At 36.9% G+C, this 26,532-nt stretch carries 22 protein-coding genes; 10 read left to right on the top strand and 12 right to left on the bottom strand.

The window, feature by feature from the left end; translation table 11 throughout:
* Window positions 1-3: 3 nt before the first annotated feature.
* Window positions 4-1,395 carry an undecaprenyl-phosphate glucose phosphotransferase gene (locus HQN83_RS10665; protein ID WP_173090325.1) on the bottom strand — a complete coding sequence of 464 codons (1,392 nt, stop codon included), beginning with the start codon at window positions 1,393-1,395 and terminating at the stop codon, window positions 4-6.
* 144 nt (window positions 1,396-1,539) lie between these two features.
* Between HQN83_RS10665 and HQN83_RS10660 the strand changes: the two genes are divergently transcribed.
* Together HQN83_RS10660 and HQN83_RS10655 are read left to right on the top strand one after the other, a co-directional pair.
* Window positions 1,540-2,814 (top strand): oligosaccharide flippase family protein, encoded by a 1,275-nt coding sequence (locus HQN83_RS10660; protein ID WP_173090324.1) that lies wholly within the window; start codon window positions 1,540-1,542, stop codon window positions 2,812-2,814.
* On the top strand, window positions 2,792-3,745 hold the full coding sequence (locus HQN83_RS10655; protein ID WP_173090323.1) for a glycosyltransferase family 2 protein: 954 nt from the start codon (window positions 2,792-2,794) through the stop codon (window positions 3,743-3,745). Before HQN83_RS10660 ends, HQN83_RS10655 begins: the two co-directional genes overlap by 23 nt.
* Here HQN83_RS10655 and HQN83_RS10650 read toward each other — a convergent pair.
* Genes HQN83_RS10650 through HQN83_RS10635 form a run of 4 tightly spaced genes read right to left on the bottom strand, consistent with a single transcriptional unit; the run spans window position 3,742 to window position 7,016 of the window.
* Window positions 3,742-4,671 carry an NAD-dependent epimerase/dehydratase family protein gene (locus tag HQN83_RS10650; protein WP_173090322.1) on the bottom strand — a complete coding sequence of 310 codons (930 nt, stop codon included), beginning with the start codon at window positions 4,669-4,671 and terminating at the stop codon, window positions 3,742-3,744. The genes HQN83_RS10655 and HQN83_RS10650 overlap by 4 nt on opposite strands.
* A complete protein-coding gene (rfbC, locus tag HQN83_RS10645) occupies window positions 4,671-5,216 on the bottom strand; it encodes a dTDP-4-dehydrorhamnose 3,5-epimerase (RefSeq protein WP_173090321.1) in 546 nt (181 codons plus the stop codon). Before rfbC ends, HQN83_RS10650 begins: the two co-directional genes overlap by 1 nt.
* Window positions 5,217-5,219: 3 nt before the next feature.
* Window positions 5,220-6,221 (bottom strand): NAD-dependent epimerase/dehydratase family protein, encoded by a 1,002-nt coding sequence (locus tag HQN83_RS10640; protein WP_173090320.1) that lies wholly within the window; start codon window positions 6,219-6,221, stop codon window positions 5,220-5,222.
* Window positions 6,222-6,230: 9 nt separating this feature from the next.
* Complete coding sequence (locus HQN83_RS10635) at window positions 6,231-7,016, bottom strand: sugar phosphate nucleotidyltransferase (protein WP_173090319.1); 786 nt, start codon at window positions 7,014-7,016, stop codon at window positions 6,231-6,233.
* Between the two features lie 156 nt (window positions 7,017-7,172).
* Here HQN83_RS10635 and HQN83_RS10630 point away from each other — a divergent pair, with 156 nt between their 5' ends.
* Genes HQN83_RS10630 through HQN83_RS10595 form a run of 8 tightly spaced genes read left to right on the top strand, consistent with a single transcriptional unit; the run spans window position 7,173 to window position 17,774 of the window.
* Window positions 7,173-8,486, top strand: coding sequence for an O-antigen ligase family protein (locus HQN83_RS10630; protein ID WP_173090318.1), 1,314 nt, complete (start codon window positions 7,173-7,175; stop codon window positions 8,484-8,486).
* Entirely contained in the window at window positions 8,479-9,591 is a 1,113-nt protein-coding gene (locus HQN83_RS10625) for a glycosyltransferase family 4 protein (RefSeq protein ID WP_173090317.1), read from the top strand. Before HQN83_RS10630 ends, HQN83_RS10625 begins: the two co-directional genes overlap by 8 nt.
* Window positions 9,592-9,632: 41 nt before the next feature.
* On the top strand, window positions 9,633-10,325 hold the full coding sequence (locus HQN83_RS25450) for an acyltransferase (protein ID WP_173090316.1): 693 nt from the start codon (window positions 9,633-9,635) through the stop codon (window positions 10,323-10,325).
* Between the two features lie 3 nt (window positions 10,326-10,328).
* Window positions 10,329-11,528 carry a glycosyltransferase family 4 protein gene (locus tag HQN83_RS10615; RefSeq protein ID WP_173090315.1) on the top strand — a complete coding sequence of 400 codons (1,200 nt, stop codon included), beginning with the start codon at window positions 10,329-10,331 and terminating at the stop codon, window positions 11,526-11,528.
* Between the two features lie 15 nt (window positions 11,529-11,543).
* A complete protein-coding gene (locus HQN83_RS10610; RefSeq protein WP_173090314.1) occupies window positions 11,544-12,653 on the top strand; it encodes a DUF1972 domain-containing protein in 1,110 nt (369 codons plus the stop codon).
* Window positions 12,654-12,663: 10 nt separating this feature from the next.
* On the top strand, window positions 12,664-14,322 hold the full coding sequence (locus HQN83_RS10605; protein ID WP_173090313.1) for a capsule assembly Wzi family protein: 1,659 nt from the start codon (window positions 12,664-12,666) through the stop codon (window positions 14,320-14,322).
* Between the two features lie 40 nt (window positions 14,323-14,362).
* On the top strand, window positions 14,363-16,699 hold the full coding sequence (locus tag HQN83_RS10600) for an SLBB domain-containing protein (RefSeq protein ID WP_173090312.1): 2,337 nt from the start codon (window positions 14,363-14,365) through the stop codon (window positions 16,697-16,699).
* Window position 16,700: 1 nt separating this feature from the next.
* On the top strand, window positions 16,701-17,774 hold the full coding sequence (locus tag HQN83_RS10595; RefSeq protein WP_173090311.1) for a hypothetical protein: 1,074 nt from the start codon (window positions 16,701-16,703) through the stop codon (window positions 17,772-17,774).
* Here HQN83_RS10595 and HQN83_RS10590 read toward each other — a convergent pair.
* From HQN83_RS10590 to HQN83_RS10560, 7 genes are all read right to left on the bottom strand, one after another.
* Window positions 17,771-19,465, bottom strand: a complete 1,695-nt coding sequence (locus HQN83_RS10590; protein ID WP_173090310.1) for a capsule assembly Wzi family protein — start codon at window positions 19,463-19,465, stop codon at window positions 17,771-17,773. The two genes, HQN83_RS10595 and HQN83_RS10590, sit on opposite strands and share 4 nt — an antisense overlap.
* Window positions 19,466-19,476: 11 nt before the next feature.
* A complete protein-coding gene (locus tag HQN83_RS10585; protein WP_173090309.1) occupies window positions 19,477-21,150 on the bottom strand; it encodes a capsule assembly Wzi family protein in 1,674 nt (557 codons plus the stop codon).
* Entirely contained in the window at window positions 21,147-21,785 is a 639-nt protein-coding gene (locus tag HQN83_RS10580) for a hypothetical protein (RefSeq protein ID WP_173090308.1), read from the bottom strand. Before HQN83_RS10580 ends, HQN83_RS10585 begins: the two co-directional genes overlap by 4 nt.
* A gap of 110 nt (window positions 21,786-21,895) precedes the next feature.
* Entirely contained in the window at window positions 21,896-23,041 is a 1,146-nt protein-coding gene (locus HQN83_RS10575) for an MraY family glycosyltransferase (protein WP_173090307.1), read from the bottom strand.
* Window positions 23,042-23,221: 180 nt separating this feature from the next.
* Window positions 23,222-24,361, bottom strand: coding sequence for a glycosyltransferase (locus tag HQN83_RS10570; RefSeq protein ID WP_217277374.1), 1,140 nt, complete (start codon window positions 24,359-24,361; stop codon window positions 23,222-23,224).
* Between the two features lie 11 nt (window positions 24,362-24,372).
* Window positions 24,373-25,452 carry a glycosyltransferase family 4 protein gene (locus tag HQN83_RS10565; protein ID WP_173090306.1) on the bottom strand — a complete coding sequence of 360 codons (1,080 nt, stop codon included), beginning with the start codon at window positions 25,450-25,452 and terminating at the stop codon, window positions 24,373-24,375.
* Window positions 25,433-26,527: a hypothetical protein gene (locus HQN83_RS10560; protein ID WP_173090305.1), complete on the bottom strand. Its 1,095-nt coding sequence runs from the start codon at window positions 26,525-26,527 to the stop codon at window positions 25,433-25,435. Before HQN83_RS10560 ends, HQN83_RS10565 begins: the two co-directional genes overlap by 20 nt.
* Window positions 26,528-26,532: the final 5 nt, after the last annotated feature.

Here is a 26,532-nt window from a genome sequence, read left to right as displayed (position 1 = left end):
GATTTACCAGGCGTTCTTATTACCAATAAGTATTTGCCATATAGTTAGGAAAGTGATCTTTAAATCCAACAATAAAGACCAGTTTTCCAAATACCAGATATCAGCATCTACCCGTTCCTCCATTGACCCATCTTCTCGGGTTTCTCCTCGCAAGCCATTTACCTGCGCCCATCCGGTTATTCCAGGCAATAGAAAATGACGAACCATAAATTGGTCTATCAATGCAGAATACTCGGCAGTATGCTGTAACATATGTGGTCGTGGCCCCACAACAGACATTTCCCCAATCAATACATTAAAAAACTGAGGCATCTCATCAATGCTATTTCTTCGCATAAAAGCACCAATCTTTGTAATCCGACTATCTTCCTTACTGGCCTGTTTGGTATCAGAATCGCCATTTACACGCATACTCCTAAACTTCCAGCAATAAAAAGGCTCATTATGTTTCCCCGACCTTAGCTGTTTAAAGAAAATCGGACCTTTAGACTCCATTTTAATCAGAATAGCCATTAAAGGCACCAGCCAGCTCATCACAAAAACGACTACCAACAATGAAAAAACGATATCAAAAATCCGTTTTACCACTTGATTAATCATAATTTCCAAAGGCTCAGTCCGTGGACTAAGAACCGGCAAATGACCATAAAGCTGAACCATGACATTCTTTTTAAAATAGTCCTTAACATCCGGCACCAATTTAAATCGGATCATTTCCTTATCAGCCTGACGCATTAATTGATTAATTTTATGTAATGCACGATCCGGTAGAGCACAATAAACCTCTCTTATACTACTCTCACGTACGTAATCTATACACTCCTCAACACTCCCCAAAATATTGATGTCTCCATTTTTTAGTGATGGATTGTCATCAAAAAAACCAACAACCCTATATCCCAAATGCGTGTTCCTTTCCATATACTTCCTAAGGTCTATACCCAAAGGTCCTGCCCCTACAATAACCACCTTTTTATAGTTGATCATTTTTGTCCTGCGTGAACGACGAAGTAAAAGAAAGCCTATCTTAACAAATAGAAGCAAAGGAACAAACACCAGTAAAGCAACTCCCATCAGCTTGCCCGAAATACTAAAGTCCTTAATAGCAAACAATAAAACCGCTATAACGACAATAAAAAGCAACAATGAGCCTAAAGTCTGTCTTATAGTTGGGATAGCATCCTTAACAAAAAGGTCATTGTATAGGCGGGTAATCTGAGTTACATTAAACCAGATGAAGTTAATCAGTAAAATATGAAGCAGACTGGGATCAACACCGGAATAACCTAAAGTAAGATGTGTTATTGAATATCCAATAAAGATCGACAGATTAACCAGAAAAAGATCTAACAATATACTTATAGCTTTATAATAAGTACCGTACTTATCTATCATTTATCTGAGTTTTGTTCTATTCTAATTTAATTTGGCCAAAAATATGGATTAAATCCACAAATAGCATGTTTTAATTACCCAAAATATATGGATTAATTATTGCTTATAATATCCTAAATTTGCCCGTCACCTATTTAAATAAACTTGAAGCAATACTTTATAGGTTCTTACAAGCGCCTTAAACAAACTAACATCTTAGCTAACTTCATTAACCTAAGCAGCATACAACTCTCTAATGCTTTGTTGCTCATGTTAATTTATCCAATAATTACACATATTATTGGGATTGAAGCTTTTGGTTTTGTTATGCTTGCCAATACATTTTCAGGGCTTGCGGGAATTGCTATCAATTATGGTACCAATCAATCCGGAATAAGAGACATTGCCTTAAATATTAAGAATCCTTTTCGGCTTCGTAATGTTTTTTATGTTACACTTTGGATGAGGTTGCTCATCTTCATACTTTTTATTCTCACAGTAGTCGCAATGCAATGGCTTAACATTAAATACTATACATTTATTATACTGGCTATTCCTCTTGTTGCAGCAGAAGTTCTAAATCCATTGTTCTTCTTTACCGGCGTAGAGCGGTTAAAGCTTTACAACATAGCCAACCTCATATCTAAAGTTTCAATTATAACTTTAGTTATTATTGTAATTAAAGGCCCCGACGATGCAAAGTGGGTAAATCTGATCATCGGCACTTCAGCTTGCCTTACCTATCTTGCACTTCTTGGCTATGCCGTATTCCATTATAAACTTAGACTTCTAATTCCCAAAAAGCATGAAATGCTAAAAATCGGGAAAGAAAATTTTTATTTAACAATCAATAGCGTATCTGTTCAGCTTCAACAGTCATTAATGGTATTTGCCCTGGCTAAATGGGGGAACCCTACCTGGCTTGGAGCATACTCCCTTTGCGATAAGATCATATGGTCATCCCGAATCATGATCATAGCTGTATCCAATGCGATTTATCCAAAAGCTGCTCAATTTTATCAGGAAGGCCCGAAACTTTGGGAAGCCTACATGAAACGAATGAAGGGTTTGATGGCGATTATCTTTTCTTTCGGCTCACTCCTCTTATTTATAATGCCGGGCTTTTTTATCCACTTAATATCCGGCGAGCACAATGAAATGGCCAGCAATTTTCTTAGGATTATGGCATTTGTTCCTGCTGTGGCAGCACTTAATTCTCTTAATGTTGTTGATCTTCTACTCAAAAACAATACACGATCTATTTTTAACATCTCTATAATCCTTTTCATCATCGCCTGTATAACCTGTTTTTTACTGATACAAAGCCGAAGCTACCATTGGCTCGGATTGTACACTTTAATTGTAGAATGCAGTGCCTTAATGATGTATGAATATGTTATAAAGAAATCCAGAAATTATGCCCATCACAAACTTGCCTAAATCCGTTGCCGTTATTTTAATAAACTGGAATAGTTATGAATATACCCATAACTGTATTCAGTCTTTATATGAAATGGAATTTCAGGACTTTGACATCATCCTTGTTGACAATGGATCCAAAGATGGTTCAGATAAAAAATTAATTAAAGACTTTCCGAACATCATCTTTCTAAAGATAATAGATAATATAGGTTTCACTGGCAGCAATAACCTTGCATTAAATTACTGCATCAATAGGGAATACAAATATTCAATGCTCTTAAATAACGACACGATTGTAGAGCCCGACTTTTTAAAGATCCTGTACGATTACATTAATAGCCACCCGGAGGTGGCAGCTGTCCAGCCTAAAATCTATTTTGAGCACGATCGCAATTTGCTATGGAATGCAGGATCATATTTCAACCATTGGACCGGTCAATCTTATACTGAAGGTTATAACAAGAGAATTACCCCAAATTCGGAGAAACTTAAAGAGGTAGACTGGATTACCGGCTGTGGACTGCTTGTCCGCACGGAACTGCTAAAAACTTCAGGTCTTCTCGATGAGAGTTTATTCATGTATTATGAAGATGTTGACCTTTCATTTAGAATAAAAGAATCAGGGCTTAAATTAATGTATGTTCCGGATAGCATAATATACCACATTGCAGGTGCTGCATACAAAACAAAAAAGAAAACCAAGGAGGGTATTGTGAATCCTATTGTCCATTATCATAATGCGCGCAATCAAATATGGATGATCAAGCAATACCTGAATCCACTTCAAAAAATCATTGCCTACACCTGTACATTCGCTTATTTTGGTGCCGTGTTGGTTTATTTTCTGTTAAGATGGCGAATCGTAAAATTTAAAACCTACTTAAAAGCTGTTAAAGATGGCATTAAGGGCAAAATGACGAGAAAATACAAATTTGACCCCTCTGTTTAATCGGTATAAAATTTTGCAAGATCGTCCCAGGCCTTTTTGGCATCAAAACTTTCTTCAATTTCTATTACCCTATCATGATTAAATAAAGACAAAGGTTCAGAAAAATCTGTTTGGTCGTTATTAGCTACGATACAATCCTTATTCAAGCGTGATCGCATTTCCGTCGCCACTCTTGCAGCGAATTCTCCCTGCGTCTCAATATAGCCGGTAGGGGCAAATGTTATTGTTGAATCTTTTGAAGTCGCCATCCTTTCTATAAAATAAGCATAATAATCAGCCAGTAATTCAACATGAATATTATCTCTTATATAAAGAGGGGTATTTACAGATCTCGTTTCTCCCTTTATCCAACCGGTAATAAGGTAGTTTAAGAACCTTTTCTCTTCAAAAGCTCCGAAAGGATTACTAATCACAAACTTCCCAATCCTTACCTCAAATAGTTTTGCATAATAAAGGAACAATTCATAGCTCATCGATTTAGAAAGACCATACCCGGAATAATGCTTTTGAGGTAGATTATCCTGAACTTTATTGATTTCCTCAAATACCGACCCTGTAACCACAAGCTTGCAGTCTGTGGCAGCGAGGGCCTCAAATACCTGATATATGTTTTTAGTATTGGATTTTATAGCTTCTGCAATGTCAAAATCAGGATTCTTGTAATTACTTACTTCAGCAGCATGGTGGCAAAGAACATCAAATTCACCTTCCTTTAGTAATTCAACAAATTCCGGGTCTCCGAACTTTATGCCAAAATGAGATTTTGCAATTTTCTCTAGTCCTTCAATTCTTTTGAAACGCTCAGGAGCATAGGCTCTACTACTTTCTCTGGTAAAAATAGCAGTCACATCATGTCCGCTCGATACCAGTTTCTGAATAAACCAATAACCTGTAAAAGAGCTTCCACCTGTAAAAAGTATCTTCATTATTGTAAATGATAAAGCTCATTAAAATCAGGGTGATTCAAGTCCTTTTCAGAAACAACAACCGGTGTTATTGGCCATTGAATATTAAATCGCGGATCATTATAACGAACCCCTCTCTCAAACTCAGGGGCATAAAATCCTGTACTCATATAAAATGCTTCTGTATCTTCTGATAGAGTAATAAAACCATGAGCAAATCCTTTTGGCACGTACATCATCGTACGGTTATCAGCCGTAATTTCATGACCAAATGATAGTCCGAAAGTTTCAGATTCCTTCCTAAGATCCAGAATCACATCGTATAAAGCTCCTTTGATGCACCTAACTATTTTAGTTTCCGCTTTCGGCGCAAGCTGATAATGCATTCCGCGAAGTGTCCCCTTATCCTTACTTAAGGAGTTGTTGATCTGAACTATTGCATGATCAAGACCATGAGCATCAAATTCATTCACACAAAAAGCTCGGGCAAAAAAACCACGTTCGTCGGCTCTCTTTTCCAGATCAATAAGGTATGCTCCTTTGAGTGGCGTTTCTGTAAATCTCATATTTTATTGCTTGATTTTATTTAGGGTATGTTTCAAAGTCCTTAACCTCACGTACCTATCCCCATCAAAATCTTCCTGATTAAAGTCTTTTGTAATATATTTTTGATTCAGCTCCTCCATTCCGGCAGCCAGAGTGTAATCGAGTTTAAATCCGGGAACCAAAGTATTTAACAGATCGAAATTAACACGATAATTTCTTGGGTCATCCCCCACTTCACCTGTAAATTTAATACTTGCCGAAGGCACTAATTTCTGTACATAATCAGCAACATCCTTCACCTGGTAATTCTCCTCGTTGCCTCCGATGTTAATGGCCTTGTTATGAACAAGTGCTACATCTGCCGTCATTAAATGAACAAATGCTTTTGCAATATCACTGCAATGAATAAGCGGACGCCATGGCGAACCATCACTCATAATTCTGATCTCTCCTTTTGCATGCGCACAACCCAATAAATTATTGACCACCAGGTCTATCCGCAACATAGGTGAGAAACCGTAAGCAGTGGCATTTCTAAGATATACCGGAGTAAAATGCGCATCCGCCATTAACGAAATTTGCTTTTCAGCTTCAATTTTAGAAATTGCATAGGCAGATACCGGATTAAGTGTATCTGTTTCTGAAAGATCTAATTTATCTCCTTTGCCATATACAGAACAACTGCCAGAGAAAAGAAATCTTTTGATCCCGGCCTTTTTTGCCAGTTCTGCAAGTGCAACGGATCCTTTTAAGTTAACATCATAAGTAATCTGCTCATCAAGGTCTCCCATAGGGTCATTGGATATTGCAGCAAGGTGCATGATACAATCGTATCCTGTTAAGTCCTCTACAGTCAGGTTCCTGATGTCCTTAATCAGCTCTTTATCAGGTCTGATAAATGGTTCAAATTCGCAGCCATTAAAAAGATCGATATCACACCCTGTTACCTCATGTCCTAACGCTTTTAACTGTTTTACAAGGTGCACACCAATATATCCCAAATGGCCTGTTACAAATACATTCATAATTATTAATTAAATCCAGGGAGCTTCATTCCGTTCAAGCAAACCTGTAAGATAGTCTCGGTCTCTTTGGGTATCCATACAAGCCCAAAACCCTTTATGTTTATAAATATTCAACTGTCCATCTTTGGCAAGATTGATCAGCGGTTTTTTTTCCAAGACACATTCTTTGTCTTTGGAAAGGTATTTTAAAAAGTCTTTTTTGAAAAAGAAAAACCCTCCGTTAATCCATTTTTCATTGAATTCCGGTTTTTCCGAAAACTCTACAACTCTGTCCTGATCTAATTTTATTTCTCCAAATCTTGAGGGTGGATTAACCCCTAGAACCGTTCCGATCTTATTGTGCGATAAATGATAGTTAAAATGCTCATTCAGATCGGCATCACATAAACCATCTCCGTAGGTTACGCCAAAATGTTCAGCTCCATTCAAATACTTTTCTGTAGCAATAGAAATCCGGCCTCCCGTCATGGTTTCTGCTCCGGTATAAGCCAAAGTAACTTCCCAGTCAAGGTTATGATCTATCGACAATATGTTTTTGGTATTCGTTCTGAAATCAATAGAGAAATCACTATTTAATTCAGAGTATTTCAGAAAATAATCTTTTATAACTTCAGATTTAAATCCTGTGCAGAGTACAAATTTCTTAAAACCATATTTAGCATAAGAGTTCATAATGTGCAGCAAAATAGGATTCTCTCCTATTGGAACCATCGGTTTTGGACGAAACTCAGTCTCTTCTTTAATCCTTGTTCCGAAACCCCCGCATAAAATAAAAATTGGAATGTTATTTCTCATAAGCGGCAGTAAAGTTATTTATTCTGATCAATATATTTATAGTTTTAGGTTTTATCGTATAGTTTTGACTTATTTTGCAGAACAGATAAGTAAGGTCACTAAAAACTGCCAATGATAATTTTTCCGCTGATATTTCTTTTATCCTTTATGTATTCGATGGCAGATATCATCAAGGGCAACAGGCAGGGAGTTCTCTTATTCTTTATTTTTGGCCTTTCTATTTATACCACAACAATGTCCCTGTCATTCGTACTGGGATTTAAGTTTTTAATCCCTGTTTTTCAACCCATAAAAGAACTACTCGTACTCATTACATTGGGTATAGGTATTTATCAGCTGAAAGAGAAATTAAAACTGAATGTGGTAGACTACCTTATGGGAGCATACTTTTGTTATACTTTGCTCTATGTAGTAATCCCTCTTGGAGATTATGGTTTTTCAGACCGCTTATCAGCTTTTAAAAGCACCTCATTCTTCCCTTTAATATATGCCGCCGGGCGGTTTGTAGATGCAGGGAAGGTCAATATCAGCAGGTATTTTCATTACATACTCATTGTTGCAATTGCAGCTACTGCAGTACTGGTTTATGAGCTAATGTCTGATCTACATTTCCAGACCAATACGGGCTATGCCGATTACAACTTTTACTATTTTGGCCAGGAACCTACAGGGAATTATGGATTAACCTGGACTTTCGAAACTGAAACCGGCTTTCGTAGGTTTGCCAGTTTTTTCTCAAATCCTCTTGAATATGCCGCCGCAACCCTGTTAGCCCTTGCTGTTATTGCCGGACTATACACTGATGATGAAAACAACTTAAAAATAAGTGCATTTGGCCAGTTGGCTTTAGTCTCTACTTTTATTGCTATTGTTGCCGCCCTCTCAAGAGCACCTCTTGTCAGTTACTTCGGAATGATATATGTGTATGCTTTTATTACCCGTAAAAGCTATATGTTAAAAACTTTTCATTATGGATTCATTGCAGCTGTTCTGTATTTTATTTTTCTGATCCAAAATGAGGACATCTATAGCTTTGTAGTTGACACAATCACTTTTCAGAATGCTTCCAGTGTAGGACACATCGTAGAATGGCTAGCAGGGATAGATGCCATGATCAGACAGCCCTTAGGATTAGGTCTGGGTAGTTCCGGAAAAGTAGCAGGTATGCTGGGGGTTAATGTTGGGGGAGAAAATCAATTTATCATCATAGGTGTACAGGCGGGTGTAATTGCCTTAGTACTTTACCTCTTAATACATATCTATTTACTCACTTACACTTATAAATGGATCAAAATACTGAAGGGGAATGAAAGAAAAATTGCCATTATGTTATTCCTTTTCAAAATTGGAAGTGTAGTCCCTTTGTTAACTACAAACTTTGAAAATTACTCCTATGTAATTTATATCAGTTGGTTTTTATCAGGAATCTTTATTAAAAGTATAACCACACAAAGAACCGCTCATGACTAAAACTATTGTTGTAGGGCTTGACATAAGAGACTTGAGAATTGCCAAAACAGGTCAAAGAACTTACCTGGAGGAAATTTACAAAGAATTTCAAAAAGAACATCCGGGCTTCAAATTTTACTTTTTCGACACCTCAATTCGGGTATACACCGGCCGCAATAAGTTTTATAAACTAATAGAACAATTTCGTTTTATATTATGGAAGCAACTTATTCTGCCGCTCAAAGCTGCTTTACATGGTTGCGATATCGTCTTTTGTACAGATTACTTTATTCCATTAATAAACCTGAAGTTCAAAACCATCCCTGTTTTTCATGATGCTTTTTTCTGGGAATACCCGCAACACTATAACAAGTATTGGCTCATGACCTTCAAATCCCTCGGCGTATCGGCGGCAAAAAGAGCCGCATTTATTACTACCCCTACTCAATACGCAAAAAATACAGTTTTAAATTATCTAAAAATCCCGGCAGATAGAATCATTCCAATACCTGAAGCACCTAAAACCTTAATTCATAAAAAAGATCTATCATCCGGTAGCCTGAATATAAAAACATCCAGGTACTTATTACATATTGGCGTTTTCGAAAAAAGAAAAAACCTGGCCCTACTCATTGAGGCATTTCACCTGTTAAGATCTGCCGGATACCATGACTACACCCTAATCCTTGGAGGTCAGTTCAGTCCTAAGAATGATATGGATGCAGGTTTAGAAATTATAGAAACCATAAAAAAATACCAGCTTCAGGATTACGTAATCATGCCGGGCTATATTCCGGACAATGATCTTGCATGGTATTATCAAAATGCAGAGTTATATGTACTTCCTTCATTAAATGAAGGTTTTGGTTTGCCTGTACTCGAAGCCTTTCAGCATAACGTTCCTGTAATTGTTTCCAATAATACCTGCCTTCCTGAAGTAGGTGGGAATGCAGTACTTCAATTTGATCCTTACAATCCTAATGACCTTTATCATAAAATAAAAATGGTCATTGACAATCCTCAACTGAAATCAGAAATGATAGAAAAAGGAAAAATACGTCTTCAGGAATTTTCATGGGAAAGAACAGCCGCCGAATTATTAGCCCTGTTTAAAAAAGTAAAATAGTAGATTTGCAAAATCTAACCTAAAAAAACGACGCTATTTAGATGGAGGTAAATCATAAGAAATCCTATTTCTCGTACATTAATTCAAGATTTAATAACGAATGGAGTAAAAGTAATACAGCCATTACCTTGTACAGGATGTTCATCTACTTACTTAGGGGTTGCTGGCACCGCTTATTCTTTGGTTCTGCAAGCGGCCTGGTTTTTGTAGGAAAGGGTGCATCAATACGTTATGCTAAATACTTAAATGTGGGTAAAGACTTCATTGTTGAAGATTATGCCGAAGTAAATTGTATGGCATATAAGAAAATTATGATCGGAGACAGGGTAACTATAGGAAAATTTGCATTGGTAAGACCAACTAATTCTTACGGTGGCGCTATAGGAGAAGGCCTTAAGATCGGAGACAATTCAAGTATTGGTCCTTACGCTTATATCGGATGCTCAGGTATGATCGAAATAGGAAATAATGTAATGATGTCTCCCAGGGTTAGTATTTATGCTGAAAATCATATTTTCGACAGAACAGATGTCACCATAAAAGATCAGGGAGTAAAAAGAGAATTTGTAAAAATAGAAGACGATTGCTGGATTGCAGCTAACAGTATCATCCTGGCAGGTGTTACCATTGGAAAGGGCTCGATAATTGCAGCAGGTAGTGTTGTAACGCGCGATGTACCTCCTTATAGCATAGTTGCAGGGGTACCGGCCGTTGTAATAAAATCTAGAAATTAATATATGAATATACTTATACTGCATAGTTCATCTGACTTATACGGAGCAAGTAATGTACTATTGAACGTTATCAAAGTGCTAAAAAGCAATGGTAATACGCCAATTGTAGTGCTTTCTGAAGAAGGCCCACTGGTAGATAAACTACGTAATCAACAAGTTGAAGTTCATATCATCAGACTAGGAATTTTAAGACGGAAATATTTTTCATTCCCAGGAATTATAAACAGGTTATTGGTGTTAAAAAAAGCCAATAAATCACTCCAGAATCTTGTTAAGGAGCGCAACATTAAATTGGTGTATTCACATACCACTGCTGTACTGGTAGGTGCTATTGTAGCACGCCGCTTAAAATTAAAGCACATCTGGCATGTTCTTGAAATTACAACAAAACCCCTGATTTTTGTCAGAACCATGGGTTGGCTATTAAACAAATACAGCACGTCAGTAATTACCGCATCTGATGCGGTTAAAAATCACTGGAAACAATGGGTAGACCCCTCGAAATTAAAAACCATTTACAATGGATTGGATTGTACTCCTTTTGCAGATAAAAAAGGAGCTTTAAAAGCCGAGCTGAATATTTCAGACCAAACCATTCTGGTTGGAATGATTGGCCGGGTTCATTTCTGGAAAGGACAGGATTACTTTATAAAAATAGCAGCTGAGTTATTAAAGTTAAATGCCAATGTCAAATTTGTTATGGTTGGTGATGCTTTTCCCGGTTATGAATACCTATATACCCAGAACCAACAAGTCATTGATGAAAATGGCATCAATAATATGATTTATAATTTAGGATATAGAGAGGACATCATTAACATCATGAACTCCCTTGATGTATTTGTTTTACCTTCTGTACTGCCTGATCCATTTCCTACTGTTGTTCTTGAAGCAATGGCTGCCGGAAAAGCTGTAGTAGCAACAAGACAGGGAGGTGCTCAGGAAATGATAGAAGATGGTGATAGCGGATTATTAATCCCCATTAATCAAGCATTTGAGGCCGCAAAAACCATGCTTCCGCTGATCAATTCCATAAATGAAAGAGAAAGGATGGGCAAAAATGCTGCCTCCAGAATCAGAGCACAATTTTCTGCGAATTCATTTGAACTGGCCATTCTTGAAACCTTTACAGGACAAACTAAACGTGAGTCTGTCGTAAGAAAGGAATCTGCCAAAAATATTTCTTTAGTTTTGCAGGATTAAAATCCCTTTTCATAAATGAAGATTGCAATCATAGGCTCCCGTGGTTATCCGTATGTATATGGAGGCTTTGAAACCCTCGTCAAAGAATTAAGTGAACGACTGGTAAAACAGGATGTAGAAGTACACGTCTATTGCCAGAAAAATCTGTTCAAATCCTTTCCTACTGTAGTAAATGGAGTTCATTTACATTATATCCCTACTTTAAAAGGAAAATCCCTGAATCAGATTGTCCACAGCTTTTTTTCCATTGTTCATGCTACTTTTAGTCCGGTCGACGTAATTTTTGTCGTAAACCTCGCTGCAGGCCCAATGGGCTGGATCCCAAAAATAACAGGGAAGAAAACCATGATCAATGTAGATGGTCTGGAGTGGTTACGTCCCAAATGGAAAGGAATGGGCGCAAGGTATTTTCATTTCGCAGCTAAAATGGCCGTTAAATTATTCGATCAGATCATTACTGATGCCGAGGCAATGCGAAAAGTTTATCTGGAAGAATTCAATACAGACTCAACTGTAATTGCCTATGGTGCTCCTCCCTTTAAACCGGCTGAAGCAAGCGCACTGGCGCGTTTCAATCTGAATAAAGAAGAATATTATCTCATTGTTGGAAGATTGATTCCCGATAATAATGCTGATCTTATTATACGAGGTTTCCTCTCTTCAGCATCGTCCAAGAAACTCGTGGTTGTTGGCGATGTTCCATATGCCGACACCTACGCCGAAAGCCTGAAAAAGCTTCAGAATGAGAACCTGATTTTTTTAGGATATATTACTGACCAACAAGAGCTTGCTGCATTGTATCAGAATTCATTTGCCTATATTCATGGACATAAATACGGAGGAACAAATCCTGCAATGCTTAAAGCAATGTCGAATAACTGTGCTATCGCTGCCCTGGATACGGTTTTTAATCGGGAAATGTTAAGTAACGGAGAGTTTGGTCTGTTTTTTGGGGAAAGTGAGAAATTTGTAGCGGATTGTTTAGCATTATTTGAAAACCATCCCGATCAAGTAAAAACACTAAGGACAAAAGTAAGTTCAGGCCTTGCTGACAAATATAATTGGGATAAGGTTACTGATGCCTATTACCAAGCAATGAAGGTGCTTGTACAGCCTTCAAAATAAACTATTACCTATGAAACTAAATTTACTGCATCATTACAAGGCAATTCTTCTGATTACATTTCTCTTTACCGGAATCACCGGCAAAGCTCAGGTAGTTTTCGAAAACCCTACTAATCCTGTTTACAAATACCTTTCGCGTCAGGCACAAAAGGGAAATATAGAATTCAATGACCTGATACAACCGGTTAGCAGAAAACAGATTGCATCTTTATTGAGTGAATTGCAGGATTCTGTTGCCAAACTCTCGCCAACCGAACAAAAGGAGCTTAAATTTTATCAACAGGAATTTAGTGAATTTGACCCAGCTATAAAAGACAGTACAACTTTCTTTAAGAAAGATCCTTACAATAGATGGAGGTTTTTATCAGTAACAAAAGATGATTTTCTTCTTCGTGGTGACCCGGCACTGACTTTTGAAACATTCCAGGGTGACGGGAAAAGTGTATCCCGAGTAGGTACAGGATTAACTTTCTGGGGACATGCAGGTAAACATGTTAGCTTTCAATTTTATTTTCAGGACATCACTGACCGGGGAAAAGGTATTGATAGCAACAGGATATTTACACCCGAAACCGGAATTATCAGAACTGCCAATATAAATCCTAATGCAAAAACAGTTAACTACAGTGATTTTCGAGGTAACCTTACCTACAGCTGGAAAAATGGTTCACTAAGTATAGGTAAAGATCAGTTGTTGTGGGGATACGGACAAGGCGGCCGAATGGTAATGTCGGACAAAGCACCTGCTTATCCAAACATAAGACTGGATTATCAGCCTCTTCCATGGCTCCGCTTTAATTACACGCATGCCTGGTTAAATTCTGCAATAATTGATTCTGCAAGATCATATCCAAAAGGGAATGGTGTATATGGTGAAAACAGAGAGTTATATGTACAAAAATTTATGGCCTCTCATACTTTAAGCTTTTTACCTGTTAAAGGGCTAGACCTTAGCGTAGGGGAATCGATGGTGTACAGTGATAACTTCGACATAGGTTACCTCATTCCTATTATGTTCTTTAAAGCCTATGATCAGTATCAAAGCCGGTACAAGCTTACTACGGGATCAAACAGTCAGTTTTTCTTTTCTGTAAGTTCAAGGAACCATTTGCCCAAAACCCACCTTTACGCAACACTCTTTATAGATGAAATTCGCACGGCTGAAATCTTTAATAAAGCAAGAAGCAGGAATCAGCTTGGCTATAATTTAGGTGCATCAGTAACCGATGTAGGCATATCCTATTTAACTATCGGGGCCGAATACACACACATCAATCCTTTTGTTTACAACAATGTAATGCAAGCGCAAACCTATTCAAATCAAAGCTATACACTAGGTGATTGGATCGGACAAAATGCAGATCGTTTTACCGCATGGTTAAGCTATACTCCTATGCCACGATTGACCACAAGATTTGAATACAACACCATAAGAAAAGGCAGAGATGGAAGCCTGGAAGATCAGTACTTTGCTGAACCTCAACCAGGATTTTTAAATCAGGGACCAGTTGAACATCAACAACAATTTTTACTTGAGGCTAATTATCAGCTGCTTCATAAACTATATGTAAAAGCAGCCTACATGCATCAAAATGGGATCATCAGACCGAGCATACAAACCTCAGCTGTCCCTAACGAGTTTAAGTTCGGTGTATCATATGGCTTTTAAACCTTAATACTTTATATTTGTAGTTTATCATAACATCTTCATGAATAATAAATTCCGTTACTACATACTATTGATTCTATTGGTTATTGGCTACGCTAAAGGCCAGGCCCAAACGGTCTCAATGAGTGACATCCAGAATGTGAAAGTTAGTCAGTTATCTGATGCTCAGATCAAACAAGCTTGGGATAAACTACAGGAATCTGGTGTTCCGGAACAAGAAGCCTACAAACTAATGCTTCAAAAAGGCATGCCTGCAGGTGAAGTTCAAGCCTTTAAGGACAGGGTTGTTTTGCTTGGATTGAATAAAAAAGTCGTTAAAGTTCAGGAAGCACCCGAACAGGAGAAAAAAGAGGTAAACAGAGATACTGCAAATACCGTTAAAAAACCAGAGCCCATAATTATAGAGAAACCTGCGCCTGAACCACCTCTCGGAGTTTATGGAATGGAATTCTTTAATCAAACTGCCATTAAATTTGAGCCCAATTTCAGTCTTGCAACGCCTAAAAGCTATGTTTTAGGCCCCGGAGATGAGTTAATTGTACTTGTTACGGGCTTAAATGAAACAAGCATACGTACCAAAATAACTCCGGAAGGTAATTTGCAGATCCCTCGTGCCGGCATTATTTACCTGAACGGCTTTACAATCGAACAGGCAACAGGGCTGATTCGCAATAAAATGACCAAAGTATACCCTGCTTTAAGCGGTGGACAAACTCAGGTGGCTGTAAATCTTGGCAATACCAGAAGTATAAAGGTCACTTTAATAGGAGAAGTAAAAACTCCGGGTTCTTATACAATATCTTCATTATCAACACTGTTTAATGCCTTGTACAACTCCGGTGGACCAAACGCGAATGGATCCTTAAGATACATTGAGCTTTTAAGAAATAACAAGCTTTACAAAACAATCGACTTTTACAGTTTTCTGCAAAAAGGTTTGATGGACGGCAACGTAAGACTGGAAGATCAGGATGTGATCAGAATTCCGGTTTATAAAAAAAGAGTGGGGATTAAGGGCGAAATTAAACGCCCTGCAATATATGAACTAAAGGAAAATGAACAACTTGAAGACCTGATCAGCTATGCAGGCGGATTTACAGATATTGCCTACCGTGGAATAGCAAAAGTAGATCAGATTAACGCTCTGGAAAGAGAAGTAAAAGATGTGCCGGCTAATTTATTTGGAAATTTCACGCCACATAATGGTGATCTGGTTCAAATAGGTGCAATTACAAACAGATATACCAATAGAATCGTTCTGGAGGGCGCAGTTAACCGACCAGGCGTCTATGAACTCACAGCTGGACTAAGCTTATCTGAGCTCTTAAAAACAGCGCAGGGCTTAAAAGTGGAAGCTTATATGGAACGTGGCTATATTAAAAGAACCCTACCTAATCTTGAAAGGGAAATGATCTCATTTAATCCTGCAGATGTAATTAGCGGAAAAAGCGATGTACCTTTAATGAGAGAGGATTCTATTACGATCCAGGATAGATCGGTTTTTGTTTCTCAGCAGAATGTTACCGTGAATGGATTTGTAAAAAAACCTACCACTTTCACATTCCGAAAGGGCATGAAATTAGGTGATGTAATCGCAATGGCCGGGGGCTTTCAGGACGAAGCGGCCGAACACCATATTGAAATTTCCAGAATCATAAAAAATACTTCTGACAGTGTCGCAAATCAGCTGGTAAAAACATTCACTATAGACCTCAATAACAACACATCAGCAGAACAGGAGCTTGAGCTTCAACCTATGGATTACATTTATGTACCAAGACTTGTAAATTATAAAGCCTTGGGTAACATTAGCGTAAAGGGAGAAGTATTATTCCCGGGTGATTATGCGGTTCAAAGAAGAGACGAGACTGCACTCGACCTACTGCAAAGAGCTGGTGGACTTAGCCCCTATGGCGCACTGGAGAATGCCCAGGTCTACAGAAAAGGAACAAGATTGAATCTTGATCTTACGAGTAAGAGTAATGACCCAAATGTAAAAAGGACCATGATCCTTTTACCGGGCGACAGTATTTATATCCCAAGGGCCATTTCACTTGTTGAAGTATCTGGAGCAGTAAATAATCCCCAATTAATCAGTTATAACGGCAGACGATTTAAGTACTATATCAATGCTGCTGCAGGCACAAAGGAAAATGCTCGCCTAAAAGGAGCATATGTACAATATCCTAATGGACTCAACAAACCCGTCGGTCATTTCCTTTTCTTCCGCACTTATCCTGCAGTTAAACCTGGGAGTAAAATTGTAGTACCACTAAAAGACCCTAATAATAAATTCAGGCTTGGTTTCGCTGAAATAAGCGGATTAACCTCTGCCATAACCGCATTAGTAGGGCTTATAGCTATTCTATCTAAATAAAATGACTCCACAAAACGAAACAAATAACTCCAGCTCTGAATTTTCCATAAAAAAGTTAATCAATGAGCGTATAGCCGATGTTAAATATATATTTAATTTTAAGAAACAGCTTTTCATAGTTGTTTTGATAGGTGGCATATTGGGAGCGCTGGTTGCCTGGATGAAACCGGCAAATTATACCGCCAGATTAACTTTTGTTGTTGACGATTCCAAATCGGCAGGCGGTGCCGGTCTTGCAGGACTTGCCGGTCAGCTAGGCTTTAACCTGGATGGCCTTGGTGGTGCAGGTGGAGTGTTGTCTGGAGATAATGTACAGGAGCTATTAAAAAGCCGTAAATTGATTAAAGCGACACTGCTAACACCATATGATTCAACAAAAAATCAATCCTTCGCAGATCGTTACACACAGGTATACGAATTAAATAAGAAGTGGGGAAAGCACCTCAAGGCGGGCGAACAGCTTACTTTCCCTATTAGCGGTAAAAATAACAGCAGGCTTCAAGATAGTCTTTTACAAGAAATGTCTACGCTCATCTTAAAAGGAGAATTTAGCATTACCAAAACAGACAAAAAACTGAGCTTTTTCGAAATCAATACAACAATGCGAGATGAAGGTTTGGCTAATTTATTTTGTACCAGAATGCTAACCCAGGCTACAGATTTTTTCATCAGCACAAAAACTCAGCGACTTCGTAACAATGTTAACCGCCTGCAGCACCGTGCGGATAGTATAAGTGTAATTCTAAATCGAAAAACATATGCGTCCTCTGCTGCTAGTCAAACGCTTTTAGATCTCAATCCGGCTTACTCATCAGCGAATGCCACAGCTGAATTGAAAGAAAGAGATAAAATTGTATTAAGTACCATTCTTACGGAAACCATAAAGAATTTGGAAATGAGCAAAACTATGCTTGCTCAGGAAACGCCAACTGTACAAATTGTTGATGAACCGGAACTTCCATTAAAAAGAAACAAACTAAAATATCCCTACGCTATCCTCATTGGCATGTTACTTTCAGGTATCGTATTTGCAGTTTACTTAAACCTTGTTAAGAAAGATCCAAATCAGGTTTAAAAGCGATAAGAAATCCCAAACTCACCATGAATATTATATTTATCATTGTGAGGAATATAATAATTTCCAGGTGTATAATCTGCCATTAACCATTGAGAATTTAAGGATTTGATAGCCTGAAATTTAGCATTGAATAGTAGATTTTTATAATTCCACTCTCCTTGAGCTGCCAGAGAAAAATCAACCCATTTACGACTTTGGCCATCTAAATCCTTAATATAAGCATTATAAAAATCTACATTATGCTCGTACCGCTCAAAAGTAAGCCCTAATTTCTTTAGACCTTTCACCCAATTAACCTCCATAGACTGTAAATTTCCATCAGTGCCTGCTCCTAAACGCTGCCCAAGATGAGTATAACCTTCACGAACCCTGGAATGGATATAAAAATTCCCTGCATCTTTAATGGTCCGAATTAGCGACTGTGATAATTGTGTAATTTCTCCATTGATCTGAATAAATTCATCAGTACGTCCTTTTAAAGGCACAAGTTTTCTGACACCAAATAGGTAAGCTTTGGAATGATCGGGTGAGGTTAGGAACTCCCTAAAATTATAAGCATTGTCATTTTTAGCAAATTCAAAATAAATTTCTGCCTTAGCCTTGGTAAATACCCATCTGGCAAACAAGGAAGTTCGTTGATCCCGATCAAAAGGATCATCAAAAGTTGCAACTGCATTCTTTTGAAATGGCACAAAGAATGGGAAATAATCACCAAAATTTTTGACATCTCTTCCGTATGCTGCAAATGTCCTTGTGAAGCCAAGAAATAATCCAGGAACCCATTTAGGTTGATAAACGATATTTAGTCCTGCAAGGTATCTCCACGCACCATCTTTAGGCCTGTATACATTCTCACCTGTTGACAAAGTTTGCTGCAAAAGAGGGGAATAACCAGAGGAAGTTAATCTTCCTCCGATAATCTGCGCTTCTAAAGACCCAATGTAAATATTTACCGGCTTTACTGTATTTAAAGTAAAATGCCTGAATCCCGGGGCACTATTACCCATAATCAGAGAATTACGTACGCCTGGCCCCCACCACAGATTCTCATTGGAAAATCCGAAAGAAGCAGGGCCAAATGTCAATCGAATACTACTCTGACCTAACATAAGTTTATTATAGGCCCCTACTCCAAATCGCTCAGGAGCATCAATATAATTATAAGCACCATAATAGTAGCTCCTTATATCGTTATCAGATTTTCCTTTCGCAAAATCCTCAAATTTGTCATTAGCAGCATATACATATTCTGGTCTAAACTGGATGCTTAATGGCCCAAATTTTGCAAAAAAACCGCCACTAATTAATGTCTGATATCCCTTAGCAGGAATCATGGCACCATCATTCCAACCATAAGGTCTTTGTGAGTTAAATTGCTGCTGCCAACTAATAGGCAGCACTTGAAATTTACCTTTACCATTGGCAAAGGTAAAGGGTTTACTAAAATTTAGCCAGCTTTCGTCTGCCAGTGTACTATCAGGGTCGAATATATTACTTGCGTTGAGCGCTTGTGCTGATAAGGGACGTACACTAAATGAAATCGTGGAATCTAACTGCCCCATCATTTGCAGCCTTCTGTAATAATCTTCCAATACCTGTGTTCCTACAGGAATTGTCTGGGCAGATAATCTACTAAACAACCCACTACAAATAATAAATCCGGGAATTAAAAAAAATAACTTCTTCATCTGTCTTGCCCTTAAAATCTATAAGTTAAACCCGCTTGTAATTGTAAATTAAATACATCTTTCCCTGGAACCATATATTTTTCTCCTGGTTGCTGAATTAGATACCACTGATAGTTTAAAGATTGAATAGCCTGAAGTCGGGCATTAAAGATAAAATTTTTATAATTCCATTCTCCATTAGCCGCAAGGCTAAAATCAGTCCAGTTTCTTCTATAATCCTTAGAATCTATATAAGCATAATAATAAAAATCAGTATTATGTACATATCGCTCCAGCTGAAGGCCTAACCGCTTTAGGCCACTGATCCAGCTCACCTCTACCGATTGCATATTTCCTCCTGGCCCAATACCGGCACCTAAAACCTCCCCTCTATTGGTATACCCATGAGGAATACTAACACTATTGTACCAACCCGATGCCTTCAGCACATTGTCAAGCGAAGCATCGCCCATCTGAGTAACTTCAACACCTAATAAGATATTTTCATTACGTGAACGATTAAATGGCAGCAATTTTCTTACGCCAAAAATATATGCTCTTGAATTAGCCGGTTCTAAAAGAAAATCGCCTGAATAATTGTTATGCCCATACTCAAAATACATTTCAGCCTGCTCTTCAGGCCATAACCACCTTAAAAATAAAGATCCCCTTTCGTCTCGCTTATTAAGCGGTTCATCCGCAGTTATTGTTTTATTAGATGAGAAAAAGGGTAGATAGTCTGAGAAACTATTCAAATCCTTACTATAAGTTTGTGAACTCTTTGTTAAACCTAAAAATAATCCCGGAACCCACTTTGGATGCCAGGTTAGTACTATTCCCGACAAATAACGCCAATCATTTGGCTTAGGCACATAAAGAGGTGAACCTAAATACATTTTATTGGGTTCAAGAGGGCCGTATCCGGATCCATCTAACCTACCAGCTATTAATTGCCCTTCAAATGATCCTATAGGGGTATTGATAGGTTTGGTTGTATTAAATGTCAAATGTTTAAATCCAGGAGCGGTATTGCTCATCAGCAAGGAATTTCGCATTCCCGGTCCCCACCAAAGATTTTCGGTAGAAGCACCTATTGAAAGGCCTTTATAATTTAATCGAATACTACTTTGTCCCCAATAAGCTTTTGAATACTCTTTGGTTCCAAATCTAACCGGCAAATCTATTTTGTTATAAAAATCATAATAACGGGCAAAAATAATATCATAGTGATCTTTATTAAAGGTCTCAAACCCCGAATTTCCAGCGATAACAATTTCAGGTTGAAATTGAATGCTTAATGGACCGTATTCGGCATAAATACCTGGACTTAGTAACATCTGAAGTCCCTTCGCAGGAATCATTGCACCATCATTCCATCCGTATGGATGGTGACTATTAAACTGCGTTTGAAAAGTAATGGGCAGGAGCTTCGCTCTAAACTTCCCATCCGTCCACTCACTTTCTGTTTCAAGCAAATTATACCTAACCTCCGCAGAATCCGGATAAAAACCATTTTCCTTCTTAAACGACAAATTCGGGACAATTGGTCTTACAGTAAAAGAAACTGAAGAATCTAGGTTCCCTTTTAATTGTTCCCTGCGATAATAATCTTCAAGCCCTTTAGCTCCGACTGGTATAGTCTGAGCGTAAATAGCCGTTGTTACAAGGGTTAATGACGCAAATAGCGTAAATTTAAGCCACCTCATAAGCTAATTACTTTAACTTTAATGTTATCAACAGACCAGCTTTCATCGCAAAGTGGATCGTCGCTGTTGGTCTGCACCAATTTATCAAGGCATTGCATTAAAAGAGATGACTTGGAATGACTAAAGTTCTTTTTAATCTTGTAAAGTGTGGTTCCTCCTACATTGTGACATACGCCCGGAAGATTGATTCTATAAGCACCCTGCCTGGAAACATTATTGTAGTTTGGATAGTCATTAGGATATGACTGTGGTATACATGCCTGCCCGGTAATACATGGATTATTAGAAAAGGTTGTATTAATGTACTCCTTTTCATCAATGATTAATCTCCAGATATCCGGACCATCTATATTATCTTTATTTTGATTTCCGTCCCAACTGTCATGAATATACAAGTCAAAAGTGACTTCTACCAAATCATGCTTTGGTAAATCTTTAAGAGAAAGAGAAAACCCTCCATTATTATATCGGCCTATTACTCTAGTATTATTATAGGTTGTTAAAACCCCATTTAAGATATTCTCCAGGTCACTTTGCTCAAAATCATTACTATAAACCTCCACCTGATTGCGAACATCCTTGGTACAAGAATTGAGTAAAATAAGACAAAAGATAATTAGTATACTTCTATTCATTCAGTTTTTCTTATTGGACAGTTTTAGCCAAACCCAAGCCCAACAACTATAATGCCGAATTATCAAAATTTGACATGTCATTTTACTTATTCATAAGAAATAGGGCAAAATTAGTTCTCAGATATTTTATCTAAAACCTTATCAGCAAAGCTTTTTTCTGATTTCAACGAACTTGAGGCTGCAACATTTGTAGAAAAAATAAATTCTCTTCTTTTGAATCTATTTATAAACAAACTTAAAATACCGTTTAAGCTTAACATTAAAAACATAAATAAACTGACAAGTTGAGCATCGCCAATGCCTTGTAATGAAAGTGCTGCAATTATGAAAACAACATTCACTGAAGCAAGCACTAAGGTTGCCTGCACATGACTTAAACCAAGAGAAAGCAAACGATGATGAATATGGTTACTATCTGCAGTAAATGGAGATTTACCCCGAAAGATTCGTAATGTAAAAACACGTAAAGTATCAAAAACAGGAATAATTAAAATGGCGGAAACTAATCCCAGACCTGAAGTAATTTTAAATGGCCCTACAAGAACACTTTCAGTAAGACTAACATTCATAAACTTGATACTTAGTACGGCAGCAACAAAACCCAACAAAAGAGAGCCGGAGTCTCCCATAAAAATCCTAGCAGGCGTTACGTTAAAAAATAAAAACCCTAACAATGCCCCGGCTAAGCTAGTTGAAAGGTATGCCCACCCCAAATCTCCTGACTTATAAAAAAGTACGCCAAATACCACACAAAGAATTAGTCCTATTGATCCGGCAAGACCATCAATGCCATCAATTAAATTAAAAGCATTTACAATTCCGACAATAAAAAAAACAGTTAAGATCACACCAGCATAATAGGGCATATCATAAATTCCAAATATGCCGTGCAGATCAATTAGTCTTATGTTAGCAATCATTGCAACAATACAAGCACTAACAAACTGCGCAACAAATTTGATACCTGGGCCTAAGCCTATGATATCGTCCTTTAATCCAATCATAAAAAGAACAAGACCTGCACCCATTAAGACATTAGCCTCTGGCAATAATTGCGATGGAATAAATATTGAACAGGAAAATAGAAACCCTGTAAATATTGCTACCCCACCAAAATTTGGAATAATACGCTTATGGATCTTCCTTGACTCATTTGGATCATCAAATAACCGTTTTCTTAGAGAAACTGTTATGATTGGCGGTATAGCAAATGCTACAACTAAAAGACTGGTAAGGTAAATAAGGGTGAAAAGCATAGGTAGGAATTATTTGAGAGCAAAAGAACTATAATAATGCCAAAAATACTGAAAATTATCTGATATCACCAATTAGTGATATTATTTTTAATTACAGATGGAACCTGTTGGTTAATTTTTTTTCTCTCTTTATCAAAAAATATACCCATTTTCTAGATATTGGGAGTGGATTCATTTCCACTAAATCATTAAAGACTGGTATAGTTTTAGGACTTCAGTAACCATTTTATCCGCGGTAAAATAATTTAAAAACCGTTTTTTTGAATTTACTGAAAACTGTCGACACAAATCTTCATCAGAGAGTATAGCGATAATTTTTTGCGCAAGAGCTTCAGGATCTCTTACAGGCACATTATAACCGGTAACTCCATGTTGATTTACCCAAGAAACTCCAGAGCCTTCTATTTCAGTCGCAATTACTGGCTTCCCCATTTGCATTGCCTCTAATAAGACTACACCAAACGCTTCAGAACGTTCTACAGACGGCAGACAAAATATGTTTGATGCAGCAAAATAATCCCCCAGCTCTTCATCTTTAATTCTGCCAATTAATTTGACCCTCTCTGATAACCCATATCTATCTATTTGGCTTTGCAAAGAGATTTTCAATACTCCTGCTCCACCAATTAAAACAACGAAATCATCTGGTAAATATTTAGAAGCTTCTATTAGATATTCAAATCCTTTATAATATATCAATCGTCCTAGCGTAAATACAATTTTCTTATTAGAATATTGACTTTGAATAACTTTAACTTTATCTTCAGAAGCATTCATGATTTTACCAGAAATACCTATCGGTATACATACAGTCTTATTAAGGAACTTTGCAAGTTGTGGCGAATACTTGATATAAAAATCTGTTGTTCCAATTATAGCATCTGCCCTTTTTAGCAACCAATTTTGAAGTGGGATAAATAACTTAAGCAAATATTTTTGTTTAACAATATCACTGTGCCAATGAACAATAATTTTTGACTTTGGGCGAACTAAAAATAAAGCTAAAGTGGTTAATGGATCTGGGCAATGAACGTGAATAATGTCATATTTCCTCCAACAATTCTTCAAAGAAAAAATTAACGAAGGAGAAATAGATGTAGAAAATAATTTTCCAAAACTGGCAGTTCGTTTGATTAAATAATTGTCTATTTTATTTATTTTCTCAACATTCTTGTCATTACAGCAAAGTACATCACAAATTATGCCTGACTTATTTAATCCCTCGGTTAAATCATAAGTAACGGACTCTATACCACCAAAGTAAGGGGGATAATGTTTAGTCAATTGTAAGATTCTCATTATATCTTTATATTTATTCAAAAAATCTTAATTTATTCTCCTTCGAAACACTTTTCGATAAGAGTCTCATATTCTTCAATTGTGGGCTTCTTCAAAATATCAATTAAATTATTAGAAGATATGTTATCATAAAGCGATTTATTTCCTATTAAAATTAGGATTTTATCAACTAATTGATTAATCGAATTCCGCTCTATTAAAAAACCATTTCTACCATCCTGAATTAACTCCTTCTGCCCCCCAAAATTAGTGGTAATAACAGGTATCCCTTTCGACATAGCTTGAAGTATTATTGTTGGACAAGCTTCTGGTATAACACTAGGTAAAACAAGAATATCGACCAGCTTGTCTAAATAGGAATCCACATTTTCAACATGCCCATAATAAGTTACATTATCTAAAGAATGTGCTTTCAATTGATTCAGTTGTGGGCCATCTCCAAAAATGTGAAAATGAATATTGCTGTTTGAAATTAAATTTTTAGCTGCCTCTATAAGTGTAACAACTCCTTTTTCCGCCCTGACTGTTCCGAAAAAAGCAATATCAAACCGATCATTATCAAGTGCTATTTTTTTTTTCTTCACTGAAAATTCAATTGGATTATATACAACTTGTATCTTAATGTCTGCATTTAGCTCTTGAATCGTATCCTTTACATAATTTGAGACTGCTATAACTAACTTAGAAAAACGCATAAAGTTTACGCTTATTCGACCAGATATAGTCCTTTTTGAAGACATATGAGCATGGTATATGAATGGAGTTCTTGTATAGACTTTTATAAAATAAGCAAGAAATAAAGTGAGTTTCGTCGTTGTATATAAAACATCCACTTTTTGATCTTTTAAGATCCTTAAAATTTTGAAAAAACTTTTTACAAATGCAACGGCCTGGTAAAATCGCTGGATAAATTTTTCTTTTGAGAATTTATATCCTGCGAAATAGACGACCTGAACATAGCCTTTCACATCCTGTATAAACAAGCTATCCGAAGCATAGTCCATTAGCAATAATTCATTACGCTGACTTAAGGCCTTGCAAACAAGTTTAGATATTTTTTGCCCGCCTCCATATGTTGTTTGAGATGAGTCCTCAAGAATTAGAATTTTCATAACCGCTCAATTTTAATTCCACTTCTGACTTCAAATAAGTATCTCTTGATACTACAGCTAGTAAAGCACCCATAATTATTTGTCCAGGAATTGAAAACAAACCAGGATAATGGAGGGCACTAATCATCAACAGGAGCACAGGTGGGTCTTTAAGTTTCTTTTTTACTATAACAAAGATCCATAGTAAAGCCATCCCAATATACCCCCATGTTTCAAGCATGTCTAGCCAACCAAAATCAGACATAATTCTTAATCCTTCATCAGGTTTGTAGCTGTATCCAAACAAGGCCTGAACTAAAGAAATATGAATTTTAGTAATAACTTCAGCAATTTGTTCCATTTTAAAATCGAAAAGAAAGTTATAATAGACAATAGACATCCTGGATAATAATCCACCGTTCTCATTTTGGTCTATTAATGTTATGGCCACAACAAACAGCACTAAGATTAACGTCCCAAATAATAATTTCTTCCCTTCAAATAATTTATAGCGCATGAACAAAAAGATAAGAAAAAGAACAAATCCTGTTCCAGAACCAAACATTATTAAGGGTACTGTAGCAAATAGAGCGTAGATGTCTTTATACTGTCTTCTTTGATGGTAAAAAATTGAAGCTAACAGTACAACAACAATAGTTGCGGATACAGTTGGACTGCTTCCTAGACCATAAGATCGATAATAAGCTCCCTTTAGCTCTTGGGCAGAAACATTCAATTCTCCTCCGGGGACGTTTTTCATCAGCCCAATTGGCACAATAGAATTGATAAGTGCAAAGTCAATAACAGATACTATACATGTGAGAATAAAAAGCCATCTATAGTCTATTTGATATTTAGATATTCTAAAAAAGATATAAAATAAGATAAATCCAAAATAAAATTTCCATAACAAAAAGCTATCCAATAAGGAAATATTCAATGTTTTAATCAGAAAAAGAAAACACAAAATTAAAACAAATACAATATCAAAATTAGTTATCGGCGAAAACTTGCGCAGTCCTATTTGTACACAAATCATAAAAAATATAAGTATGTGAGCATATACTCCTACCCCTAAATATTGTATAAAAAACATTAGGA

Source organism: Pedobacter foliorum (assembly GCF_013266735.1).
Lineage (GTDB): Bacteria > Bacteroidota > Bacteroidia > Sphingobacteriales > Sphingobacteriaceae > Pedobacter > Pedobacter foliorum.
Note: the sequence above shows the minus strand (reverse complement) of the source record. Positions and strands in the feature narration are given on the sequence as shown.